Consider the following 3,041-nt stretch of genomic DNA (forward strand, 5'->3'; position numbering starts at 1 on the left):
TGCGCTCGCAAGCCGGCGCCTGGTTCTTCTGGTCGCGCCGGCGGGCTACGGCAAGACGGCGGCCCTGTCGCGCCAGATGCAGCGGCTTCCCCCCGGCTGCGCCGTTGCCTGGCTGACCGCCGACGACGAAGACGATCTCCAGCGGCTCCTGTCCCACCTGATCGAAGCACTCGAACCCCTCGACCCCCCGTGGCGCCTGGCGCCCGAGGCCTTGCTCGAACTGGTGACCCAGGGCCAGCTGCGGGAGGCGGCGTCGGCCTTGCTCGGCGCGCTCGAAGCCACCGAGGCAAGCCACGGCGTGATCGTGCTGGACGACCTGCATGCTGTCGCGGACGCCCGCGCGTTCGAGTTCCTGGGCCACCTGCTCGAAGGCCTGCCGCAGAACTGGACGCTCGTCATTGCATCGCGCGTGGAGCCGCCGCTGGCGCTGGGGCGCTGGCGCGCGCGGCGCGAAGTGGCCGAGTTCGACGAGACCACCCTGGGCTTCTCCAGGAAGGAAGTCGAGGACCTGTGGCGCCATGCCACCGGACGCGACGACCCCGAGCAGGCGGAACGCCTGCTCGACCGCACCCAGGGCTGGGCCGCCGGGCTTTGCCTGAGCCTCGAAGCATCCGAAAGATCGACTGCCAGCGCGCCCGCGGGCACCTGGCACAACCGGCGCCACCTGTTCGAATACCTCGCCAGCGAAGTTCTCGACGACTTGCCGCCCGAACTGCAGGAGTTTCTCCTGCGCTGCTCGGTGCTTTCCGAGCTCACGGCAGCGCGCTGCGAGCAGATCAGCGGCAATCCGCGCGCCACCCACCTGCTGGAAGACATCGAGCGCCGCCGGCTGTTCACTTACGTGCTCGAGGGTGACGGCGATGAACTGACGCTGCGCTTGCACGAACTCTTCCGCGACTTCCTGGAGGAGCGCCTGCGCCGGCTCCATCCCGAGGAGGTGCCTGCGCTGCTGCGCCTTGCCGCGCAGGGCGAGGCAGACGCTGTGCGCCGCACCCTCATCCTCTTGCGCGCAGGCGCCTGGGACGAGGCGCAGCAGAGCCTTGCCGACGCGACCTCGAACATGCTGGCCTGCGACGAGGGCACGCAGGTGATCCGGCTCATCGAGCAGTTCCCTGCCGATATCCAGGCCGCATCCCCCTCGCTGGCCTATGCACGCGGCCTGTGCGCCTGGCCGCGCTACCAGTACGGCGCGGTGAGATCGGCCATGGAACGCGCTGCAGGCGGCTTCGAGGCCCAGGGACGAAACCGCGACGCCCAGCGCGCGCGGGCCGTGCAGGCGCTGGCCATGTTCTTCTGCGGCCAGATGCCACAAGCCCGGACCTTGAGCCAGGCTGTCCGCTCCCAGCCCATGGACCGTGAAACCGAGACGCTCAGCGAATTGCTCGATTTCTGGTACGAGGCCTACCACGGCCCGATCGATGGCCCCGCCCTGCACCTCGCCCGGGTGGTCGACCTGCTCATGCAAGGGGCCAGCGCCGAGTTCTGGTTTCGCTGCATCACCCGCGTCAACATCCTCATCAGCCGCCCCGGTGTGAGCGCGCAGATCCAGCGCCTGGTCAACGGCGCCAGGGCCGTGGCGGGGGACGGGCAATGGTCCCTGCAAGCGAGCGCAAACCTGACGGAAGCCTGGCTGCTGCTCTGGCAGGGGCGGATCGCCGATCTGGAGGCCGTGTTCCAGAGGATGGAGGAAGACTCCCAGTGGCTGGGCCAGCCCCCGGGATTGCGCATTCGGCTGCTGACGCTGAAGGCCATGTACCACGTGAGCTGCGACGACAAGGAGGCCGTGCGCGCGACGCGCGACGCCATCATCAAGCATGTTTCCCTGCTGGAACACTCCGGCGAAATGCCCGTGCTCTATCTTTCGATCGCCGTCAGGGTCTCCGCCGCCATCGGGGACTGGCCCATCGTGCGCACGCACCTGCCTGCGTTCCACACCGGAGTCGGCCATGGGAACCCCAGCATGCAGATGTTCCTCAGCACCTTCAAGGCGCAGCTGGCATTACACGAGGGGCGCATCGGGGAGGCTTTGACGATCCTTCGCGAGTTGGTGGCCAGATCGGCCCAGCTCGACACCAACAGCCTCGATGCCACGGTGAGGACCCGGTTGGCGCTCGCCGAACTCGCAGATGGCTCGCCGACGGCCGCCTGGCGCGCGCTGGAGCCTTTGATCGAGCGGGTGGCCACCAGCGGCAACGTGGGCCAGGTCCTGGTCACCGGCGTGCCAACCCTGACCGAGCTGTCGCTCGCGCCGTGGGGCACTGCCGCAACGAGGGATGGGCTGGCGACCTTGCGCCAATGGGTCGAGGCCGTGCGGCGGTTCAATGCCGTCCAGCGCGAGCGGCCACGTGCCCCGGCAGTCAATGTTGCGGGCCTCAGCGAACGGGAACTGCAGGTCCTCGCGCTCCTCGCCGAGAGCCAGAGCAACAAGCTGATCGCACGAGCCCTGGACCTGAGTCCGCACACCGTCAAGCGCCATGTCGCGCGCATCCTCGACCGGCTCGGCCTGGCCTCGCGCATGCAGGCAGCTGACTGGTATCGCACACGCTTCGGCGGCTGACGCGCCGCCATGCCCTTCTCCAGCCTCGCCAGAGCCAAGATCCAGACGCCCCGCTTCCGCAGCGGCCTGATCGAACGCAGCGAGCTCGAGCAGCAGCTCGGCGATGCGCTGGCGAGCCGCCGGCTGGTGCTTCTGGTGGCCCCGGCGGGCTACGGCAAGACGGCTGCCCTGTCGCGGCAGCTGCAACGGCTTCCCGCGGGCTGCGCGGTCGTTTGGCTCACCGCAGACGAGGACGATGATCTCCAGCGGCTGCTGGCCTACCTGATCGAAGCGCTGGAGCCGCTGGATCCGCCATGGCGCCTGGCACCGGAGGCCTTGCTCGAGCGGGTGGACCAGGGCCGCCTGCGCGAAGCGGCGTCGGCCTTGCTCAACACCCTCGAAGCCACCGATACGCCGGACGGCGGCGTGATCGTGCTGGATGACCTGCATGCCGTCGCGGACGCCCGCGTCTTCGAGTTCCTGAATCAGCTGCTCGAAGGCTTGC

General features: G+C 69.0%; 2 protein-coding genes. Both read left to right on the top strand.

Translation table 11 applies throughout. The features are described from left to right. Window positions 1-2,557, top strand: a 2,557-nt coding sequence (locus APY03_RS23940) for a helix-turn-helix transcriptional regulator (RefSeq protein WP_068680748.1), incomplete at its 5' end; no start/stop codon positions are given. Window positions 2,558-2,566: 9 nt separating this feature from the next. Beyond that, the coding region (locus APY03_RS23945; RefSeq protein ID WP_198161284.1) for an AAA family ATPase at window positions 2,567-3,041 on the top strand (475 nt) is incomplete at its 3' end.

The sequence above is a fragment of the Variovorax sp. WDL1 genome (assembly GCF_001541225.1).
Lineage (GTDB): Bacteria > Pseudomonadota > Gammaproteobacteria > Burkholderiales > Burkholderiaceae_C > Variovorax.